Raw genomic sequence first — 19,422 nt, 5'->3', positions numbered from 1 at the left:
GTCGGACTTCACCGACTTCGGCTCACTCACCCGCCTGCTTCGAACAGCCGCGTCAGGGGTCGATTTTTATTGCGTCTTCATCCTTGCGCCGTTCTTCCGCTTCAGCCTCTGCGGACTCTCCAGCCGCTGGATCGGGCCGCTGCTGCAAGAACTTGGCAATCAGGTTTCGTGCGAAATCAGCCAGCTCAGCCTGCTCGCGTGCTAATTCATTTTTCTCTTCTTCCATTGCTGCGGGCAGGACCCCATTCTCGTCCCGGAACTGATCGAGCATTTGCGTCCGTTCGAGATATTCCTCCTGCAGCGTCTTCAGCAGTTTCAATTGCGCCAATTCTGGCAGCATATCACCGGGAGGTTGGGCCTGCTCGGGCTTTTCTTCTTCCTCTTTCCGTTCTTCAGAAAGCGTCTCCTGAGCTTCCTTTTCCCCTTGAGCCGGCTCCTGTTTCTTCTGCTCCTGCTTCAACACCGCCAGCAGACTGTCGATCTTGCGAATGGCTTCCCGTTCCAGCGTCTGCGTTTTTTCGTCGGTGTGACGTTCAGCCAGTGCATCAGCAGCGAACTTCAATGTCCGGCCGAGTCGCTTGAGCACCAACGAAAAGACTTCGGCCGACGCCATGTTCTGCGAGAGTTCATCCGCCACAAGCTGCAGTGAACGTTCCGTCTCTGCCAGTTCCAGCAGGGTCTTCACCTGACCGCGGGTCATCCTCCCTTCGCTGAGCTTTGCCTCTTCCAGACGAACCGTTTCCGCGATCACCGCTTCCTGACGCTCGCGCAGCGACTTCAACTGGTCCTCAATCTTCTCCAGTTGCTCAAACGCCAGCCGCTCTTTGGCCACCCGTTTTTCCAGCGCCAGTTCCATTTCCACCTGGTCGAGATCTTCCAGCGCCTCGTCCATCGCCTGCTGCATCTCTTCGGCACCCTCTTCGTCACTCAGTTCCTGTGCCTGCTTCATGACATCATTCAGACGCTTGCGAGCGCGGTTGGCCGCTTCGGCCGCACCACGCAACTGCAGTCGCTCCAGCTTCCGCTCGGCCTTCGCCATTCGCTCGGTCAGCTCTTCCTGCTGCCGCATCAGCTCTTCCTGTTGTTCCTGCTTTTCAAGCGATTCTTCCTGCTGGTTCAGCTCATTGAATCGTTCCGCCAGATTCTGCTGCTCAGCACGGATCTCCTGAAACTCCTGCAGCGCTTCCTCGGTCTGCTGGAGGAACTGCTCGGTATTGTCGCTCGCCTGTCGCTTCATCATCCGCTCGACTTCCTGCAGCTCGTTCATGGCCTGCTGCTGTGAGTCAGCAGCAGCACCCATGCGATTTTCTGCGAGGTTGTTCGCGGCTTCCTGAAGTTTGCTGGCGGTTTCCTGCTGCTGAAGCTCTTGTCCTGCCTCGCTCAGTCGCTCGGCGGTATCAGGATCATTTTTCTGCAGCAGCTCCGACGTTTTGTCGAGCTGCTTGCGGAATTGTTCGAGTTGTTCAGCAATCTTCCGCTGGCGATCCGCCAGTTTGTTGAGTTCGGCTTTTTCCTGTGATGTCAGCTCCGCGTCCGACTTCGACATGGTTTCCGCAGCAACCTGCGCGGCGTCCTGCTGCAGTCGTTCCTGATCGGCGATGACCGAGTTGAGATCCTTCGATACGTCGCGGCGGTCTCGCCATTCGGTCAGCGAGTCCTGTAATTCACTGAGTGATTCCAGCGACCGGGCTTGTTGAGCGTGCGCTTCCGCCAGTGCCGATTGCAGTGACCGGGAAGGGGGGGATGGCGACTTCCGGGGAGATTCGGGAGGAGCGGTTCCCTGATCGACGGGCTCACCTTTTTTCGGCGCTGCCGATTCCTCTGCCCCCTCCGCTTTCGTTCCCTCTTCTGTTACCGAACTGACTGCCGGATCTTGGGTCTCAGGTGTGCCTGGTCCGGGACTCGCTTTGTCTTCAGTCCCTGCGGGAGGATCCAACTTCGGATTGGAATTCGGCTGCTGGCCATCCTCACCGGACGGTGTCCCTTCATTGGTCCCTTGCTCCTGGCCACGGGACTCCTGCGTATCCGACTTCGCTGCGGACGACGAATTTGAGGTGGATGAGCGAGTACGCGAGCCCTCTTCCGTTCGCGCTGGTAAGGTACGCCCCTTGTTCTCGGGACGCCCCTGTTCGGCCAGTTTTTGGGCCTGCATCAATGCCCGTTCCGCCTCAGGGAGCGTCTCTCTGCCCAGAGTTCCCAGTTCGCTGACAACTCGTTGAAGCCGCTGTTCGGTCGCTTCGTCCGTGAGATGATTGGCCCGGAATTCCTCGAGTATCTGTTGTGCTTGCGTCTCGACCCCATCGGCAGAATGAGTCAGTCGTGATGCCGCCTGTCGCTGCCCCAGTTCGGCGCGCTGCAGTTGATCCAGATCCTGATCACGCAGTTCCCCCACCGTCTCCAGTTGGGTCTGCAACTCTTCGGTTTGCTGCAAAGCCCGCTTCTGCAATTGTGTGGCCTGCTTCAAGTCCCCCAGCAGATCGCTCACCCGCATCGCGAGTTCTTTCTGCTTTTCATCGCCAGAAACAATCAGAATCGAACGGGGAATACTCTTGCCGATGTGCGGCGGCCCCAGGTCATAGTCGTCTGTGGCTTCCCCGCGGAAAACGATCTTGGTTCCCGGTTCAGGGCTCAAGTCCGACATCTTCCACTGATAAGTGGCCTTGTGCCGCTGCACACCCTCAGTCTGTTGCTCCTCGGTCTGTTCACCCTCAGCATCCTGCCCCGTGGGCTTGTCCCCATCGGCCACGGAACGGAACAAGGGAATCAGCTTGAGCTGTTCGTCGTCGCCAACCTGATAGGCGATCCGCACGTCACGCAGGCCCAGATCGTCTTTCGCCAGTACGACGACTTCCAGTTCCGCATCTGCCGTCAGCAGGACGTCACTCGAGGGAGCTTCAATCGCCACATCCGGAACAGTGTCGGCAATTCCCCGCAGTTCATAGCGGACGGCTTCGCGGTCGGTGAACCCTTCCGTATCGGTCAGTTCGAACCAGTAGTTCGTCACGACCGCGTCTTTCATTTCAAAATTTGCGGAGAATGTCTTGCGATTCTCTTCCAGTTCCAGGGATACGGGAGGCTGGTCTCCGATCCGCAGTTTGGCCATCTTCAGCGGCTTGTCCGCCGTGGCCTGAATCGCGATCCGGGTACCCAGCAAACCCTGAACGTGTCCGACCCCTTCGGGCAACACCTGCACCGGCTGTTTTGAATAGGATGGAGGCGTCTGCGTCACCTGAAGGGATTCGATCCCCGGTGGAGGCACGACATCGACTTGGTAAAACGGCATGACATGGTCATCCCCCCCGGTGGCGCGAAACCAGATTGATCCGCGAGTTGCAATCCAACTGATGACGGCGGTTTCGTGAGACTTGCCGTTCGCATCCCGAACCGTGGTCTGTCGCAGTGAATCCCGCAGAACGGGCCCATCCAGTTCGTTCTGGTACTCAAACCAGACTCGTTCCGGGAGTCCTCCCCGCTCATTCTCGACATACAGTTCCAGCGTATCCCCCCGCGCAAGCTGGATCGGCTGGCCCGGCACAAAGTCGACGGGTGACAGGTCCGCACGCAACAGCTTCAGTTCCACCGCCCGTGGCCAGGGGATATTGGAAAAAGGAAACATCATCCGCTGAACCGATGTCGCCGCTTCGAGAGGCCGCAACAGGACAACGAGCGCCGTCACCAGAAAGACCCCAGCCCCGGCGAGTGTCACATTGCGAATCGCACGAGCTTCGACAATGTCCTCGGGCTCAATTTTTTCCAGATCTTTTAACGCCTGCCCCACGACCGCCTGCTGCAGTTCGGGCGAGCCGAGACGGGAATCGATTCGATGCTCGAGGAATTCGACCGCACTGAGCAGTCGATTATTCAGGCCGGGATACTGCCGTTCGACACGCCTTGCCAGGAAGGCTCCGGAAAGAGGAGTACGAAGGGGGGCAATCAGTTGCCGCCAGAGCATCCACCCGGACAATCCCAACAGCGCCAGTCCGAGCACCAGTCGCGTCCCGGAATCGTCGAAATGCATTAACCAGTCGAGAGTTCCGGTGACCAGCAGCCCCCCCAGAAAGGCCACGCTCAGCCAGCCCAGACCGGAAACCCAAGTCAGCAGTCGAATCCGATTACGCAGATCGGCGAGATGTTCGCTGACGATGATTTCCTCGGTCGAGGAAGAGCGAGAGAGTTTAGTCAGCGAACTGTTGGTCGGCATCAGTCACTCCTGGTCAACGTCCCGTCGGATCGTTACCTACAGCCAAAATCGACACTGTCTATTGTAGTCGCTGAGAACACCGCCTGTAACGGTACGATTGTCAGCTTCTCGCCGGAACAGGCCCCCCGGCATTATCTCACATCCCGATGACTCCGCAGTATGCTACCCGGAAGGGCCCTGTCGTCCGAACAGCCGCAGGGCCGAACAACCGATTCGACCATGGCCCAATACTCAAAAGGGACGATCTCACTACCGCAATTTGGCACTCGTACCAAACCCCCATCCACGAACCGCCGCCGCCGAATTAATGCCGACAAACTACCGTCTCGCGAGTCGTCGACTGACAATCTGTTCTCTGCTAGGCATACAAGATGCAGTTCAATCCGCCAGAGTTCCTCTGATCACTCATCCGATGTATTTTGCGACCCCTGATTCCGACCACGTGTCCCGACTAACGCAGTGAACAGACTCTTCCATGGAGCAACGTCATGCGAATTTCTGGCCTTCGTTCCGACTCACGGCTCCGAAAGGGGCTTGCTTTAGCCCTTGCGGTAACAGGCCTGATACTGGTCTGGTCGGGCAACCCGACGTTCGCTCAGTCGAATGGCTTTCCTTTCGAGATCCCTGCGAATCCAGGGGACATCCTGGAAAAAATGTTCGGTGAGGATACTGCAGACGAACGGGCCGAACTGGAAAAAATCTCGATCGCGATTGCGGAAGAACAGAAATTCGGTGAGCAACTTCTGGAGTCCGCATTCGATACACTGGCAAACTCTGGAATCGCCCTGGAAAATCAGGGACGAGACGTTGAATACCTGCAGAGCCTGGTCTCCACGCTTCAACCTTTCATGCGCAACAAAGAGCGCTACAAATCCATTCGAGTGATCGTCGCCCGGTCCCCCCGTATCGACGCTCGTTCTTACCCCGGCGGGACACTGATCTTCTTTGAAGGTTTGCTGGACGCGGTTCCCAACGAAGCGGCGCTGGTCGGCATTGTCGGACATGAACTGTCGCATCTGGATCGTGGCCATCAATTACTGCCGCTGCGGCGAATGCAACTTCTGGAAGAATCCCTTCCCGCTTCCGATCCCGGGAAAGCACAAAAACCTCTGGACCCGCGCCTCATTAAGTTATGGGCGCGCCCCTTCCGGCCGGAGGATGAACGAGCCGCCGACCTCGACGGTGTCAGATGGTCATTTCAGGCAGGCTACGACCCGCGGGAAATGGCCAAAGTCTTCCAGAAAAACCCTACGAAACAGCCGCCTCCCGACGAACTGGGCACCCTCGACTGGCCCAGCTTCTTCCGCTCGCACCCCTACAACCCCGAGCGACACGCGGCCATCCTGAAGGAATCGAGGCGGCTACAGCAACAAGCCCCGCCCGCCGAACCACTCTTCATCGGACGCGAAAACCTGAAAAAACGCTTTTCACGAACGCAGGAATCCGCCGCCACCCAGTAGGGGCCGGACTGCTAACTACCAAGGACGAAACCACAACAGAGACGTCCGCATCCCAATAAAATGCCTCGCCACCTCAAGCCCCCCATCCCGCGCGCCTTGAGCATCTTCCTTGAGCATCTTCCTTGAGCATCTTCCTTGAGCATCTTCCTTGAGCACCTTCCTTGAGCACCTTCCTTGAGCACCTTCCTTGAGCACCTTCCTTGAGCACCTTCCTTGAGCACCTTCCTTGAGCACCTTCCTTGAGCACCTTCCTTGAGCACCTTCCTTGAGCACCTTCCTTGAGCACCTTCCTTGAGCACCTTCCTTGAGCACCTTCCACCGACCCCCTCTGCAGCCAGTTCGTGAAGTCCGAGTTCCACAAGCGAATGCCCGGCACATGATCAACAATGGCCGCAGGTCATTCGCGGCATGACCACACTTCACCGTCAAGAGACACGAGTCGCCATCTCGTTCGCGCCAATGCACCGAATCGCGGCCGAAAAGAGATGGGGCAGAAAGAGGGATTGATAACGACACTCGTCCAAGCTACCGCAGCAGCCTGGACAAGGACGATCCCAAGAATAACAACGACTCCCCAGCACGCAGCGCCAATCTCCACCCCGCTTCCAATCATTTGGACGCAAGGCGAAACGGACCAACGTGAGCGGTCGCTGAGAAAAATCTAGAAAAACGGTCGCCCTGCTTACGCATTGCGACCTTGTTGCCCCGTGGGCAGAGCCTTCGAATGTTTTGTCTTTGTTGCGGGAAGACTTTCAGGCCCGGATTGATAACACACCTGCCCACGCATTTGATCGCGGAGAGGATCCAGCCACCGTAACGGAACGGAAAAAATCACGCGATAGAAGGGTGCGGAATGAAAGGCAGAGTCACATTTTCCAGTGAACTCTTTCCATGGGGGAGAGCTCCCGTTCCGGGGACTTATCCTTTGGATGTTGCAGGAGACGCAGAGGAGCCCTCCGTGTCATTACAGGATGGCTCTGTGGTTGCTGTCAGCCAATCCGATGAAAAACCCTTGACAGCAGGCCAGCAAGGGGTTTTCATTGCGGATCAATCCAACTGTCGAGTGCACAAATAGTTTGCGGCAGGCGGGTCGATGCTCAGCCCTTCTTCAGTGTGACTTGATCATCGGCGGAGGCTGAAGCTGAACGAGTCCCTGGGCCTGGTCTGTCTCTTTTGCCGGGCAGCCCTGGCAGCCTCCGCAGCAGGAGCCGGAGGCGGGTGTTCCGAAGAGCCGACGGATGCGGAGCAGGAGGATCGCAGCGGCCCACAGGACAAGGGCTGCCACGATCACCATTTGCCAGGCTGTACTCATGATCTCGCTCCGCATCCATCTCACGCCCGACGACCAATGCCGCATCGTCAATTTTAGCCCTTGGCAGACCATTTCCAATCGGTGACGCCGGGAAGATTGCGGATCGCTTCTGTGGGCCAGCCTCCCTGAGACAGCGAAATGATCGTTTCGGCACTCATTTTCAGCGTATCGTGATGCGATTCGTCATCGAGCCCGGCCAGATGACCACTCAACAGGACATTCTCCATCTTGAGCAACGGGCTGTCTCCCGGCAGCGGTTCCACTTCGAAGACGTCCAGGCCTGCTCCGCGCAGGTGACCCGACTTCAAAGCGTCGATCAACGCGTTCTCATCAACCAGCAGACCACGAGCCGTATTGATGAAGACAGAACCCGGTTTCATCAGGCCGAAGGTTCTGGCATTCATGATATGTTTCGTCTCGGCCCCCATCGGCAGGTGCAGGGTGACGTAGTCAGAGACGCGCAGCAGGTCTTCAAACGAGGCAAGCTGAATGCCCCACTGTTCACAGAATTCTCGCTGCGAACAAGGATCAAATGCGACCACTTTCATTCCCAGACCGACGGCACGCGTTGCGACCGCGCGGCCGATTCGTCCCAGTCCCACAATGCCGATGGTCCGTCCCATCACCCGCGGTGTCGACGCACGGAGCCAGGTGCAGGCCCGGACCTGCTGGTCGCGGGCGGGGAAGCCGCGTGCCACGCCCAGCAGCAAGGCGAACGTATGTTCTGCGACGGCGTGATGATTCACTCCGGGCGTCGTCGCCACGATGACACGATGCTGATTGCAGGCGGGGACATCGATGGCGTCAAAGCCCACACCGGTCCGTGCAAGGACGCGCAACTGAGGACAGGCCGCAATCAGTGACGCGGGCCAGGGTTCCGACCCGGCCACCACCGCGACGCTGTCTTTCACGTAGGGGAACAGCAGTTCGGGATTGTAGAGGTTGACGTCACGTGGAGCATCCACGACTTGAAACCCCGCCTTGGAAAGCAGTTCGACATGAGGTCCACCTTCTGTACCGAGCGCTGTGCAGACAACCTTTTGCATGAAGAAAACTCCTGAATTATGACAACAGGGAACGGCGTTTTTCGACGAAAGGGCTGAACGATTCAAACAGTCTCGACCAGTGGCCCCGGGATCCTGATCGAAAGGGACTGACGCGAAATCCGATGAGTTATGTTCCCTCACTTCCCAGACTGACCGAGGGTCGTCCGGTGGCTCGTCGCCAGGCGGAGAGCTGACCGAGGTGCGTGGCGGGATGGGTCGTCAGCAGATGAGTGACCACCTGGCCAACCGTCTTGATCGGGGTCGCTTCCAGGAACGGGATCGAGTGCGGTCGGCTCATGGCGTCCGGGTCTGCCGCTTCAGTTCGTTGGCGCAGTTCTGCAAACCCGCTGCGGATTCGTTCCATCAGCAGTTCTTTGGAAGCATCCACCACCGTCGGAGAACTGGAGGTTGTTCCGCGCGCGTAACTCCGGTGCCACTCTTTCGGGCATTGAAAACGCCCGCCGAAGATCCGCAGGGCGTAGTCGTTGTTCACGGCCAGATGCCCGAGGATCCAGCGGGGAGGATTCAAGCCTGCAAACGGCTGGAGATCCAGGTCGGGTTCCTCAAGATCCCGGACAAGGTTCTCGAGGTAGTTCACCAGGAACTCGTTCAATGCTCGCCCATGCTCAAACATACGACGCCCGACTTCCTGCACGAATTCTCATACTCACGCACGGAACCTGATGCCCGAAACCCGACAGGGCCTGGAAATCACTCTTCGGGCAGAGCAGGGGGTGGCGGCGTCGACTCCGACGCAGAGTCGGGAGTCGCGTCAGACGATTCCGGTGTGGTGTCAGACGGCGGTGTCGCGTCTGCTTCGGCAGGAGGCGTTTCCGGCTGTTCTGTCGACGGTTCTGACTTCGGAGCTTCCGTCTCGGTCGAGGTCGCCGCAGGCGTCTCTTCGACAGCAGAGACCGTCGCAGCGGGTCCAAAACCGGTTTCGCCCTTGATGGGGGTGACAGCCGTCTGGAGAATCAATCGAGACTGCGTCTGTTCATCTGCCTTGTCGTTCTGCACCCAGGCGACGAGCGACAACGGCCCCTGAATCGGCGGCTTCATCGCAGGGGGGAATTCAAACCTGCGGCCCGCCTCGTAACGCTGGATATAGTCGACCACATGCTGCTGGAGATCCGAGACAGGGAGCGAGATCGAATACTTCAGTTCCCCCTTTTTCGGTGGAATCCCCTTCGCTCCACCCAGCATTTCGCGAACAAGGAATTCGTGATCGCGAATTCCATTCGATCCTTCCGGAACGATGGTGTGCAGTTCGTTCTCGACGACGGCCAGTCGTAAGCGGCAGGACGGAAGCAGCTCTTCGGGAATCCCTGTCGCAGCGGCCGAAACCTGAAGCTGACCATCGACGACTTCTGCCGAAATGTCCAGCCGAACATCGGTCTTTTCGACGACGAGCGGATCGATGACGCGGCGAAGCACCGTGTAGGCGTTGCCGGCCATCTGAATCGGTCCTGCATAGAACCGTCCGTCCAGCAGCATCCCGTTCACGACAATCGTGGGGGTCGCTCCCGTGCCGTAGAAAGCACCTCGTTCCTCCGAATCCTGGTTGGCCAGACCATCCGGCAAAGGAATATGCTGATGCAGGCGGACGATCACGACATTATTGTGGGGATAGGTCTTGCGGATGGCCGCGAGTGCCAGATCGGCGCTGACACACGGAGGACACTGCATTCCGGTGTAGAGTTCCACCAGCACCGTTTTATCGCCCATTTCGGCTGGGGGAGGAGTCGGTACCAGCTTTTGAATTTCGTCGAGGTATTCCCCGATTCGTCGGCGGTAGACTTCGTCAACGTACTCTTGATAGCCCTCTTCGCTACCGTTCTTTTGTGCCCACAGTTTCTTCAGCAATTCGGTTGCGGTCCCCGAATCGGGTGGCTGACCAGCCCGGGCTCGCAGCAATGCCAGTTCCAGCATGGGCATCGCCACAATCTCGGACAGATAATTCATCGCGATTTCGGTCTTGCCCGTCCGTTCGGCATGAGTCGCCAAAGCGTAAAGGATCTCTGCATTGTAGGGTTGTTTCTTGAGCAATTCGCTCAGTTCATCAAAGGCAGCGGCTTTGGTTTCATCAGAGGCCGATTCGGACGCAATGTCTTCCACACGCAGATTGACCTTCGCAGCTTCACGAAAAGCGTTGATGGTCTCGGCGTAGGTCGCTTTGTCATCCCCCAGATAGCGTTCTGCGGCGTCGAGGTGCTCCAGCGCCATCCGTGTGTACTGACGGCCGTTGATCAGACTGACGGCCATGATCATTTCGGTCCGTACCTGCCAGCGTGGTCCCCAGATCTTTGCCGATTCGCGGTAGTCCTGAATCAGCGCATTCAATGTTGCCTCATCCAGTTTGGCACCGGACGAACCATTCATCAGGGTGCTGTAGATATCCTGTGTCAGAGGGCTGGTCCGATGCTCTCGCGCTGCCTCCATCAGTTCATCCGGCTTGAGGTCCTTCCTCTTCATCAGCCCGTCATAGACATCGGAACCGGGAGGGAGACCGTTCGGGTCAAATCGTTCAAGCGATTTCTCGTCAGTCGGCAGCAATCGAGCCAGATAGACCTCGGTCGCTCCTGCTTTCAGAGTCCCTCGGATGAACCCCTGCTGGAAGGTCCCCATGAAGTCAAACGTTGCGTCGTTCCGCTTGAAGACCAGTTTGACAGAGTCACCATCCACTTCGGACGAAACGAGCTGCAGCGGATCTTTTTCGCCATTTTCACTGCGTACCTCCAGCAGCTCTGCATTCGTTTTACCGTCGGCCCCGCGGGTGAACTTGACGATCCACTGATACGCATCGGTCCGTTGGTTCGTCACGACAACGACCCAGTTCCCTTCAATCGACTTCACATCGCGTTTGATAGGAATCAGAGTCTTCTTCGATCGTCCTCCGTCGGGCGCGCTTGCCGCCTCGCCGTCTTCGCCGGTCCCGGCTGTCGGCGCTGCCGTCTTGGAATTGCACCCGACAGTCAACACCAGCAGAAACGCCAACAACAGACATCGAGTCCGCGAGATCACGAATTGCATTTCCGAAAGATCCTCAAGGAAACAAAGCACCAAATCTGGTTCAGCCCGCGCATCCTGCCGCGGTTTCTCTGGAAAGCGTGAAGATAACCGTCTTGCTCCAGAATGCACAGTGCGCGCGCCTCCAACGGTGACAATTTCCGGCTGCACTGCTTGCAGGTACTGCCACGCAGTCAGCGGTGATCGTCGGGCCGATTCTCGTCAGAAGGATAAGTTCGGCGATCATTCGGAGCTGGACCATCACCCTGACACGCTCGCAATCCCAACAGGGCAGAGCCTTCATCGGCTGGGGCGATTGCGGTTTTCCTGCCCCCGTGAGTGGCCGGTTGAGGTGGATGACCGGCCACTCAGGCCCCACTGGCAGACTTTGACCCTACGGCCGTTTCCCACGCTTTTTCGATGAGAAGGCTTGCGAGCCCCACCGACGAACATCCACTGCCCCAGGTCTTGCACTACCCGAGGTCGTGGTCAGAGGCCCGGGATGCACGCAGTTCGTCGTTGTGAGAGGTGATTGGAGATGGCAGAATGAATATCAATGATCGGCCAGCAAGGACCATGAAACGCTTTGACCGGATTTACTCTGCTGTCTGGAGTTCCTCGTGCGAGAACCGCTGTACCGACGAACGTTTGACGCGGTGACCTTGGCTGCGGAGTATCCTCCGCAATTTCAACACGCGCACAAGGCCGCTCTCTACGAACACGCCTATCCGGGTGGGAAGATCCCCCCCAGCACGCTGGATGTGACGCAGTGGGACTCAGAAATTCCGGATCCCGTTTCCTTCCCAAATTCGCTCACACTGGACCGGCAGCCGAACTTTTACGATTACCCGCCGAGCGGCCCTGACACCCCATGGCACGTCAACTTTGCTGACCCACGTCTGTTTGTTGCCTACGGTTCCTCCCTGTTTGCGCAAGACGAAATGCAGGTTGCCGAACATCCATTGCTCGCCAGTGTTCGAGAAGCACTTGCAGGTCTGGGCCTGAATACCATGACAGTCAGTGGGGGGAAGGGGACACCGATCCTCATCAGAAACGCCGAGCGTCGGCTGGAGATCTCGACGAGTCCTGACGCACGACTGGGTCGTCCATCGCTTTATGGGAACCAGTTTGCTCGGGCTCCCTTTGAGACTGTGCTCCGGGCAACTCGGAAACTCGATCCGCCGACCTTCAGCAATCTTATTGCAATCGCGGCCCCCGGATACGGTCAGGGCGAATATACGCCAGAGCAGATCAAGACCATCTTCGCAACGGCGTACACGGGATTCAGTGCCGCCCGGCGGGAATCGGCGGCAGCGGACCGTGACCATCCTGAAACCGTCATTCACACCGGCTTCTGGGGATGTGGAGCCTTTGGTGGCAATCGAACCCTGATGGTTGCATTGCAGGTTCTCGCCGCAAAAGCGGCAGGGATCCGCCGCGTCGTCTTTCATACGGGCGATTCACAGGGACTGCGCGACGCGGATCGGGGGTTTGATGCCGCCGAGATGATCGAAGAGCGCTGCGGCACGTCGTGCTCGTTCGATGAGCTCGCCGAGCAGACCAGCCGACTCGGGTTTCGGTGGGGTCTCAGTGACGGAAATTGACTGGCAGAGGTTGCAATCAAGACGTCGGGTGTCCTGAGACTACTCTCGAGCGGCAATTGAACGCTCGATTTCTTGCGACGGTGAGTAGGGCGCAGCACAATTCACCGCGTCGTCGATCGGATTCTGACTGCGGGAGCGCACATGTCCCGCACGGTGAGAATACCTCCGGTTGCCACGGTGACATGACGACCGGAGGGCAGGGTGTCAATCGATTCCGTTAGGGACCTGTGTAGGAGTAGGCACCGATATCGACACGGGACGGATTGCGTGTGACCGCCAGCACGTCGTATTTCGGCACACTCAGCGAACTGCCGGCACCGATGGCGGGGCTTTGCGCTTTCAGGCGCAGGTCGAAGTAGCCTCGACTCGGCTGGTACACCTGAAAGACCGTTACCGGGTCAACGATCGGAATCAGATTCTGCTGCCACGGAAGAAAACCTCTGTCGAAGGCGAGGTTGTGGTCGAAGGTCACCCCTTGCTGCAGCAGCGAGAATGAATCTGCGACGTTATTACGAACTACCACGTTCTGAGGAACGCGGGAATCCTGAAATACGCCGATCCAGCTATCATACTTCGGGCTCTGGCTCACGACGGTGTTATTAGCAATTACCGAATCCGAGATTCCGTAGAATCCAATACCGTGATGGGCTGCGGCAATGACGACGTTATTAATCACCGTCAATCGGTCCCACACCCCGTCGAAAATCACGATCCCCTGGAGGTATTCATCATTGTCCCCCGACGGAACCCGCGGCACCGTCAGATAGGTTCCCGTGGAGTTGATGATCATGTTGCTCTCGATCAGGACGTTTGTGGTGAAGGTTTCATCAAATGAAGTCCACCCCTGCATGGCATCATGGTGCAATCCGTCATTCCAGAGCCCATAGTGGTTTGTAATCAGATTGTGTCGGATGACCGTATCGCTGGACGTAAATTGAATCCCGTCGTTGGCGAAGTAGTCGATCTGATTTCCGGACAGCATCAGATATCGACCACGTGTTGCAATCCCATTGTGAACTCCCTTAATTCGATTTCGACTGATCGTACCGTAGCGGACGTTGTTGAAATGAATCGCGTAGTCGGCGCTGCGATTGGGCCAGTCGGCGGGGGACCAGGTTGCCACATCGCTGGCGGACTGGAGGATGTTGCCATCGGCAATCAGATTCGATGAGTGCTCGGCGTAGAGCAGGGTGGGACGAGTGCTGAAGACACCTGGGTTCTCGAACGTGATTCCACGCACCACCCACTTTGATGCCAGCGTGAACCGCAAAGTTTTAATGATAGGGACCGCGCCGGGAAACGCAGTGATCGTGATATAATCCGTATTGGCAACTTTGCCGCTACCGTTCCAGGGAGCGATGTCTACATTGCCGTGATTCCCCCCCAGCAGATAAATCAGGTCGCCGGCATGGACGACGCCGGAAGTCCGGTCAGTCCCGTTAATGAGCCGAGCATCCCAGACTTCCTGGAGTGTTCGCCAGGGCCGGGCGGAGGATCCGTCGCCTGAACTGGACCCGTTTACCGGGTCGACGTAGAAAATACTCTTCGGCGCCCCCGGGATGGGCGCTCCAATCGACTGTGCCGATGCGGACATCGGGTCCGTAAGCCAGACGACCGTCGTGATGGTAAACCAGACCAGATACTTCATGCGAACCTCGAACCAAAAAAGGAAAAAGAACAAGTACAAACGCAAAACATCACGAGAAAAAAGAAAAGCGGACGTGCCAGAAGACGTAGCGTCGATTTCCACAGAGGGAACCGCGCGACTGGCCTGCCGCAAAAAATGCAGATGCGATTCAATATCCCCTGGATGAGAATGAGGGCTCGGCCCTGGGGGGGGACAGAAGTTAGAGACGATTCCATCTCCCCCGTGCGACCACTCATGGTCATCAGGAGTTACTCCTCAATCAGGTCACTCAGTCCATCACTGCAGCGAATACCTTCCAACCCGTTTCCGTTCATCCATGGTGATGACACTGCGGTTTTTTCCATCTTTCTTCGCGCACCGGCCCCTGTGGCGAACTCAACCGATAGCAAACAAGGCACCGCGCAATGCCACCCAGGGCATACCAGGAATCATCTGCGGCTCACGTTTACGCGTTCAGTGAAGGAACACGCTGTCGCCGCAAGGACGTTCCGCCGTCTCCCCTGCGTGTCTCTGAGCGAGTCAACGCTGTGCTCGCCCCTGGCCCCACGAGGTCATGAAGGATGAGGCCAGCGATGGACCCCGCATGCTGAGCAGGTCGCCATCACTTACGAATGAAGCCGACCGCATCGACATTCATTCATTGCTCATCCGTGAGACTCGGACTGTCCCTCGCTTTGACCCGCGAAGGAACATTTCAGAATCAGTCATCATCGTCGATCGAGCCCGGATGATACCCCGCAACGCGGCACCAACCACCCGCGAAATAAGAACACCATTAAATTAGATATTTGAACATGACAATGGCACAAAAGCGTAATTAAGATCTGCCTACAATCCGACTTTCGCGCCGAATTCAAACTCAACCAGCAAAATCGATGCAAAAACCACCACAAAACAACTGGCAAATAGCCATTTTCGAACAAACCGCCCCATTCGCAACCAAGCCCGATGTCATCATTGTCATTAGTACTCACGGGCACCCTGAAAAGCAACTAAATTCCTGAGATACAGCAGGTGATTTCCATACAAATCTTGCACCGGGAAACGAATCTGAGACCCCCCTACCGATCAGACCTGAATTCTGAGTTGCATACCTTTACAGAACAAATCACCTTAAATGAATGATAAAGATCCGCCCCAAAGACGACCACACTTCCGTAAAGATCGATTTCCATACACCACGATCAATCACTAAACAATTTTAGCACATAGCCAGTAACGTAGGTGGGGAGATTTTCAAGCAGAGAAAACCGCACTCTTTGACAACACCACAGAAACGCGAATCAATACACATTTCACACTTCGTGTGTTGAGGTTTGTAGCTCTTCGTGAAGGCGATTCACGGAGCGCAAGAGAGGAGAAAGCATGATCATGTACTTTTTCCAGAAGGGAAACTTCGAAAGGCCGGGAGGACCACTCAGATCAGCGCGAGGGGCAATTTCCCACCATGCGACTCGGACTGATGACCTCACTCAGGATGAAGCTGTGGAGCCACGAGCAGAAGGATCTTTCAGGAAACGGCCTTGCTCCAGTCAATTACTAACCGCCCTCAGCGTTCGAACCGGATCGAATCCAGGTTCATGAGCCCTCCCGCTTTGGCAGGATGAACGAACAGCACATACAGGTCGTGGCTCCCTTCAAGGCCCTGGATGGGAACTGTTCGGTTGTACCATCGTTCCCAATCGCCATTGACCTCCACATCCGTCGCTGCCAGCAAGGGTCCATCCGGTTGATCGACCCTGATTTCAATGCGACCGCCCGCACCTGCCGACGCGACGCGAAACGTCAATTGGCTAACGCGTTCAAGCGATACGCTTTCCAGCTTCAGGTAGTGACCGTGGTCGATCGCTCCGATAAATTTTCCGCCACCTGCGGTCCCGGAATTCAGGATTTGAGGGCCATGCACAAGAGGAGCCGTCTCTGCCTCAACCAGTCGGGGCCTTAACAGGATCTCGGCGGACGTCGTCAATGGTGGAATGGCTCCCCATCCACGATCAACATAGCTGGCGATCAAGCGATAATGCCCCGCCTGTTGCACTTCTTCCTGAGCGACCGGAATTTCACCGACGAACCCTTCAAAAACGCGCACCAGACCCTTGGGCTCCAGACGAAAGATGTAATCAACCATCTCCCGAACTTCTTCCGGCGAGTGCTGCGAGTGGGGGATCATGGGAATTTTGCCCCAGACTCCCGTGGAACCTTTCAACACCCGCTGAACGGATGCGTCGAGTGCCCCGTCGAGACCCCGGTATTTGTTGGCAATGTCGAGCAGAGGAGGCCCCACTCGCTTTTGATCGACGGCGTGGCAGTTGAAACAGTCACTCCCTTTCATCCGTCGCAGCCCCATCGGTCCTTGAGTCGATTCATCAGAGACTCGACCCGCCACGGGGAATGGTTCCTCGGTATGAACGGCGCTGAGCGAAACGCGTTTGGGTGAATCGGCATCCAGCGGCTCTCGCTGCTGGTCGTCAATTTGCCGGTCGTCGTTGGTCCCGTCTTCCTCATCCTCGACCACAACTTCGTAAGTGATCGGTTCCTCGGCATCAAAGAAGTCACCAGGACGAGGCCGCACAAACCGCAGCAGTGGCCGCTGATTTCCCACGACGGACGGAACCGTGGCAGACCGGGCAGCACCGTGCGAATCCGTCACGGTCAACTCCACATTGTAGATCCCCGGTTCCTCGATCGTAATGACAGGGTGGGGCTCCGTGGAAACGATTCGCGGAGCCGTGTCTGGCTCCGCAGGCTTCACCACCCGCCATTCATAGGTTAACTGGTCGCCTTCATCTTTGTCGAAGGTCCCCTCACTCGATGCTGTAATCCTGAGAGGTTGCTTACCGAAGTTGTTTTCGGCGGCGATTTTAACAACAGGAGGGCGATTGCCCCGAACGTAGTCGATCCGAACCAGACGCGCATCCGCGTTGACACCCCAGGTCTCGCCATACTCGATGAGATACAAAGCTCCGTCAGGTCCAAATTCGAGATCAATCGGCCTGACGAACCGGTGATGGGGCATCAATTTCTCGATTCGCTTCACCCCGTGGTTCTCATCAAAGTGGACCACCTTGATCCAGTGACGCGACCACTCGTAAATGAACAGAGCCCGATCGTATTCGGCTGGAAAGCTCGTGAGAGAATCCGCTGCCGTAGAGAAGTGAAAGACAGGTCCGGCACAAGCGGTTCTACCACCGGTTTCCAGCTCGGGAAACTCAGGCGAAGCACCATAGGGATAGTACAGCAGGGCCGATTCTGCCTGCGGAAGCAGAACTTTTCCGGTGTTATTGGGGGACTCGTTTCGCGGTGCCGCGGCATCAAATCGGGAGCCGACTTCTCCTGTTGCGAAGTCGACGTCGGCATACGGCTGGTTATTCGCGATGAAATAGGGCCAGCCGAAGTTTCCGGCTCGACGAGCCTGATTGATTTCGTCATACCCCTTGGGACCGCGGGGTCCGTCACTGCCGGCATCGGGTCCCACGTCTCCCCAGTAGAGGAATCCGGTTTCGGAATCGACGGAAATGCGCCAGGGGTTTCGGCACCCCATTACATAGATCTCCGGACGTCCACCAGATCCGTCCGCCGGGAAAAGGTTTCCCTCGGGAATCTCGTAGCCTCCTTCAGGGGTGGGGCGGATCCGCAAGATTTTCCCGTTGTAGCTCTCGGTATTCGACGACGATTTCTGAGCGTCGTAGGGGGACCGGTCGGGCCGTTCGTCCAGTGGAGCAAACCCTTGAGAATCACCATGTGGATGTGTGTTGTCACCGGTTGCGATAAAGAGCTCACCCCGTGGTCCAAAATGGAGCGACCCGGCATGGTGGCAGCATTCCTTTCGCTGTTCTTCATACCGCAAGAGAACCTTCTCAGAGGCCAGATCCAGCCGGCCATCCTGCAACGTGAACCGACTGATGTGCTGGCCGGGGAAGTCGGGAGGAGAATACTGCAGATAGATCCAGCGGTTCCGCTCGAAATCGGGGTCGAGCGCGATCCCGATCAAGCCGTTCTCCTGCGCCGTCGTCACAGTCAGATCCGCGACGAATTGTACGTGGCGGGTCACGGGATCGAGGACCTTAAGCTTCCCCCCCAGTTCGATGAAGTAGACGGCCCCGTCCCTGGCGACAGCCAGTTCCATCGGCTGCACGAGACCGGTCGCCAGGACAGTCACCTCGAACCGGGATTGGTCGACGCCCCCGGCCGTTGGGTGAACCGGTTCCTGAGCAAAGGACGGCACAGCAAACAGTAGCGCACAAAATCCCCACACAAGGCCGGATCCCACGTCAGACTGATTCACCTTCGCACCTGCTTTATTCACATGGAGATTCAAGATGAGACGCCACTTTGCTACGGGGTCCGTTGTGGGAACTGTGCAAGAATTTGCGTTTGCTATTCGATACCTCGACCATCCCGCAGGAACAAGTCTGTAGGACGCTCGACAGAGAGGCCTCGATCCCACAGGCACCGAAGAATCGAGGCCATGTTCGTCCGACCTGGTACGGTGTAGCTGGGCAGGGAGGACCGTCCTGCCTGGGTCCTTCGCTCCGGCGCTTATCACGGTCGTGGAGCAGGGGGTCCATTCGTTCCGGACGCCACTACCGATTACTTTGCGGGCTGCTTGCCGCTGGCCGCGGGGTTTTCCACCTTGCCCCACATATGGCCGCCGACTTCACCATGCTGCCAGGTGCCGGCATAGCGATCTCCGTGGAACATGACGCGCGCGGTGAACGTTCCCACTCCGGGAATGGTCAGGTCGGTCAGCGACATAATCGGGGTATCATCAGCCCAGTAGACCTTGAGAACGATGGGGATATCGACTTCCTTTTCGCCGACTTTCATCTTTGACGTAATAACCCAGTCGTCTCCCTTCAGCTTCTTCGCCGAGACGATCTGATAGCGATCTGGCTTATTCGGTGCCGAATCCTTGCCGTCTGTGCTGAACGAACCGGCCAGCACAGACCCTGACAACTTCGTCGCGAACGCCTTTTCCCGGGCTTCCTGATCCCCATGGGAATCCTTCTCCAACGCCCCCGAAGTGGAAACCAGCGCACAGACCAGCAGGATTGGTAAAACCATTCGACTCATGATCGTCTCCTTTGCGGAATGTCACTTTGGACGTTAACGCCCGGTAAACGGATTCGAAAAAGATGATAACCG

The 19,422-nt window shown here is 57.2% G+C and carries 10 protein-coding genes; 2 read left to right on the top strand and 8 right to left on the bottom strand.

Features of this window, described 5'->3' with window-relative positions; all coding sequences use genetic code 11:
* Positions 1-52: 52 nt before the first annotated feature.
* Complete coding sequence (locus ACGY09_RS21985; protein WP_397569446.1) at positions 53-4,201, bottom strand: hypothetical protein; 4,149 nt, start codon at positions 4,199-4,201, stop codon at positions 53-55.
* A 488-nt stretch (positions 4,202-4,689) separates the two neighbouring features.
* Between ACGY09_RS21985 and ACGY09_RS21980 the strand changes: the two genes are divergently transcribed.
* On the top strand, positions 4,690-5,661 hold the full coding sequence (locus tag ACGY09_RS21980) for a M48 family metallopeptidase (RefSeq protein WP_397569445.1): 972 nt from the start codon (positions 4,690-4,692) through the stop codon (positions 5,659-5,661).
* 1,108 nt (positions 5,662-6,769) lie between these two features.
* On the opposite strand, the gene ACGY09_RS21975 is transcribed toward ACGY09_RS21980, so the two are convergent.
* The 4 genes from ACGY09_RS21975 to ACGY09_RS21960 all read right to left on the bottom strand — a co-directional run bounded on the left by ACGY09_RS21975 (position 6,770) and on the right by ACGY09_RS21960 (position 11,049).
* Positions 6,770-6,973, bottom strand: coding sequence for a FeoB-associated Cys-rich membrane protein (locus ACGY09_RS21975; RefSeq protein ID WP_373652832.1), 204 nt, complete (start codon positions 6,971-6,973; stop codon positions 6,770-6,772).
* 53 nt (positions 6,974-7,026) lie between these two features.
* The gene (locus ACGY09_RS21970; protein WP_373652833.1) at positions 7,027-8,019 is read right to left on the bottom strand and encodes a phosphoglycerate dehydrogenase; all 993 of its coding nucleotides are present in this window, start codon (positions 8,017-8,019) and stop codon (positions 7,027-7,029) included.
* Positions 8,020-8,146: 127 nt separating this feature from the next.
* Positions 8,147-8,653 carry a DinB family protein gene (locus ACGY09_RS21965; protein ID WP_397569444.1) on the bottom strand — a complete coding sequence of 169 codons (507 nt, stop codon included), beginning with the start codon at positions 8,651-8,653 and terminating at the stop codon, positions 8,147-8,149.
* A gap of 77 nt (positions 8,654-8,730) precedes the next feature.
* Complete coding sequence (locus ACGY09_RS21960; RefSeq protein WP_397569443.1) at positions 8,731-11,049, bottom strand: hypothetical protein; 2,319 nt, start codon at positions 11,047-11,049, stop codon at positions 8,731-8,733.
* A 596-nt stretch (positions 11,050-11,645) separates the two neighbouring features.
* Here ACGY09_RS21960 and ACGY09_RS21955 point away from each other — a divergent pair.
* Positions 11,646-12,629, top strand: coding sequence for a hypothetical protein (locus ACGY09_RS21955; RefSeq protein ID WP_397569442.1), 984 nt, complete (start codon positions 11,646-11,648; stop codon positions 12,627-12,629).
* Positions 12,630-12,846: 217 nt separating this feature from the next.
* Here ACGY09_RS21955 and ACGY09_RS21950 read toward each other — a convergent pair whose 3' ends face one another.
* From ACGY09_RS21950 to ACGY09_RS21940, 3 genes are all read right to left on the bottom strand, one after another.
* Positions 12,847-14,277, bottom strand: a complete 1,431-nt coding sequence (locus ACGY09_RS21950; RefSeq protein ID WP_397569441.1) for a right-handed parallel beta-helix repeat-containing protein — start codon at positions 14,275-14,277, stop codon at positions 12,847-12,849.
* 1,549 nt (positions 14,278-15,826) lie between these two features.
* Positions 15,827-18,562: a PQQ-dependent sugar dehydrogenase gene (locus tag ACGY09_RS21945; protein WP_397569440.1), complete on the bottom strand. Its 2,736-nt coding sequence runs from the start codon at positions 18,560-18,562 to the stop codon at positions 15,827-15,829.
* 305 nt (positions 18,563-18,867) lie between these two features.
* Positions 18,868-19,350 carry a hypothetical protein gene (locus tag ACGY09_RS21940; RefSeq protein ID WP_373652839.1) on the bottom strand — a complete coding sequence of 161 codons (483 nt, stop codon included), beginning with the start codon at positions 19,348-19,350 and terminating at the stop codon, positions 18,868-18,870.
* Positions 19,351-19,422 lie beyond the last annotated feature (72 nt).

This window comes from Schlesneria sphaerica, assembly GCF_044336245.1.
In the GTDB taxonomy this organism is placed as follows: Bacteria; Planctomycetota; Planctomycetia; order Planctomycetales; family Planctomycetaceae; genus Schlesneria; species Schlesneria sphaerica.
Note: the sequence above shows the minus strand (reverse complement) of the source record. Positions and strands in the feature narration are given on the sequence as shown.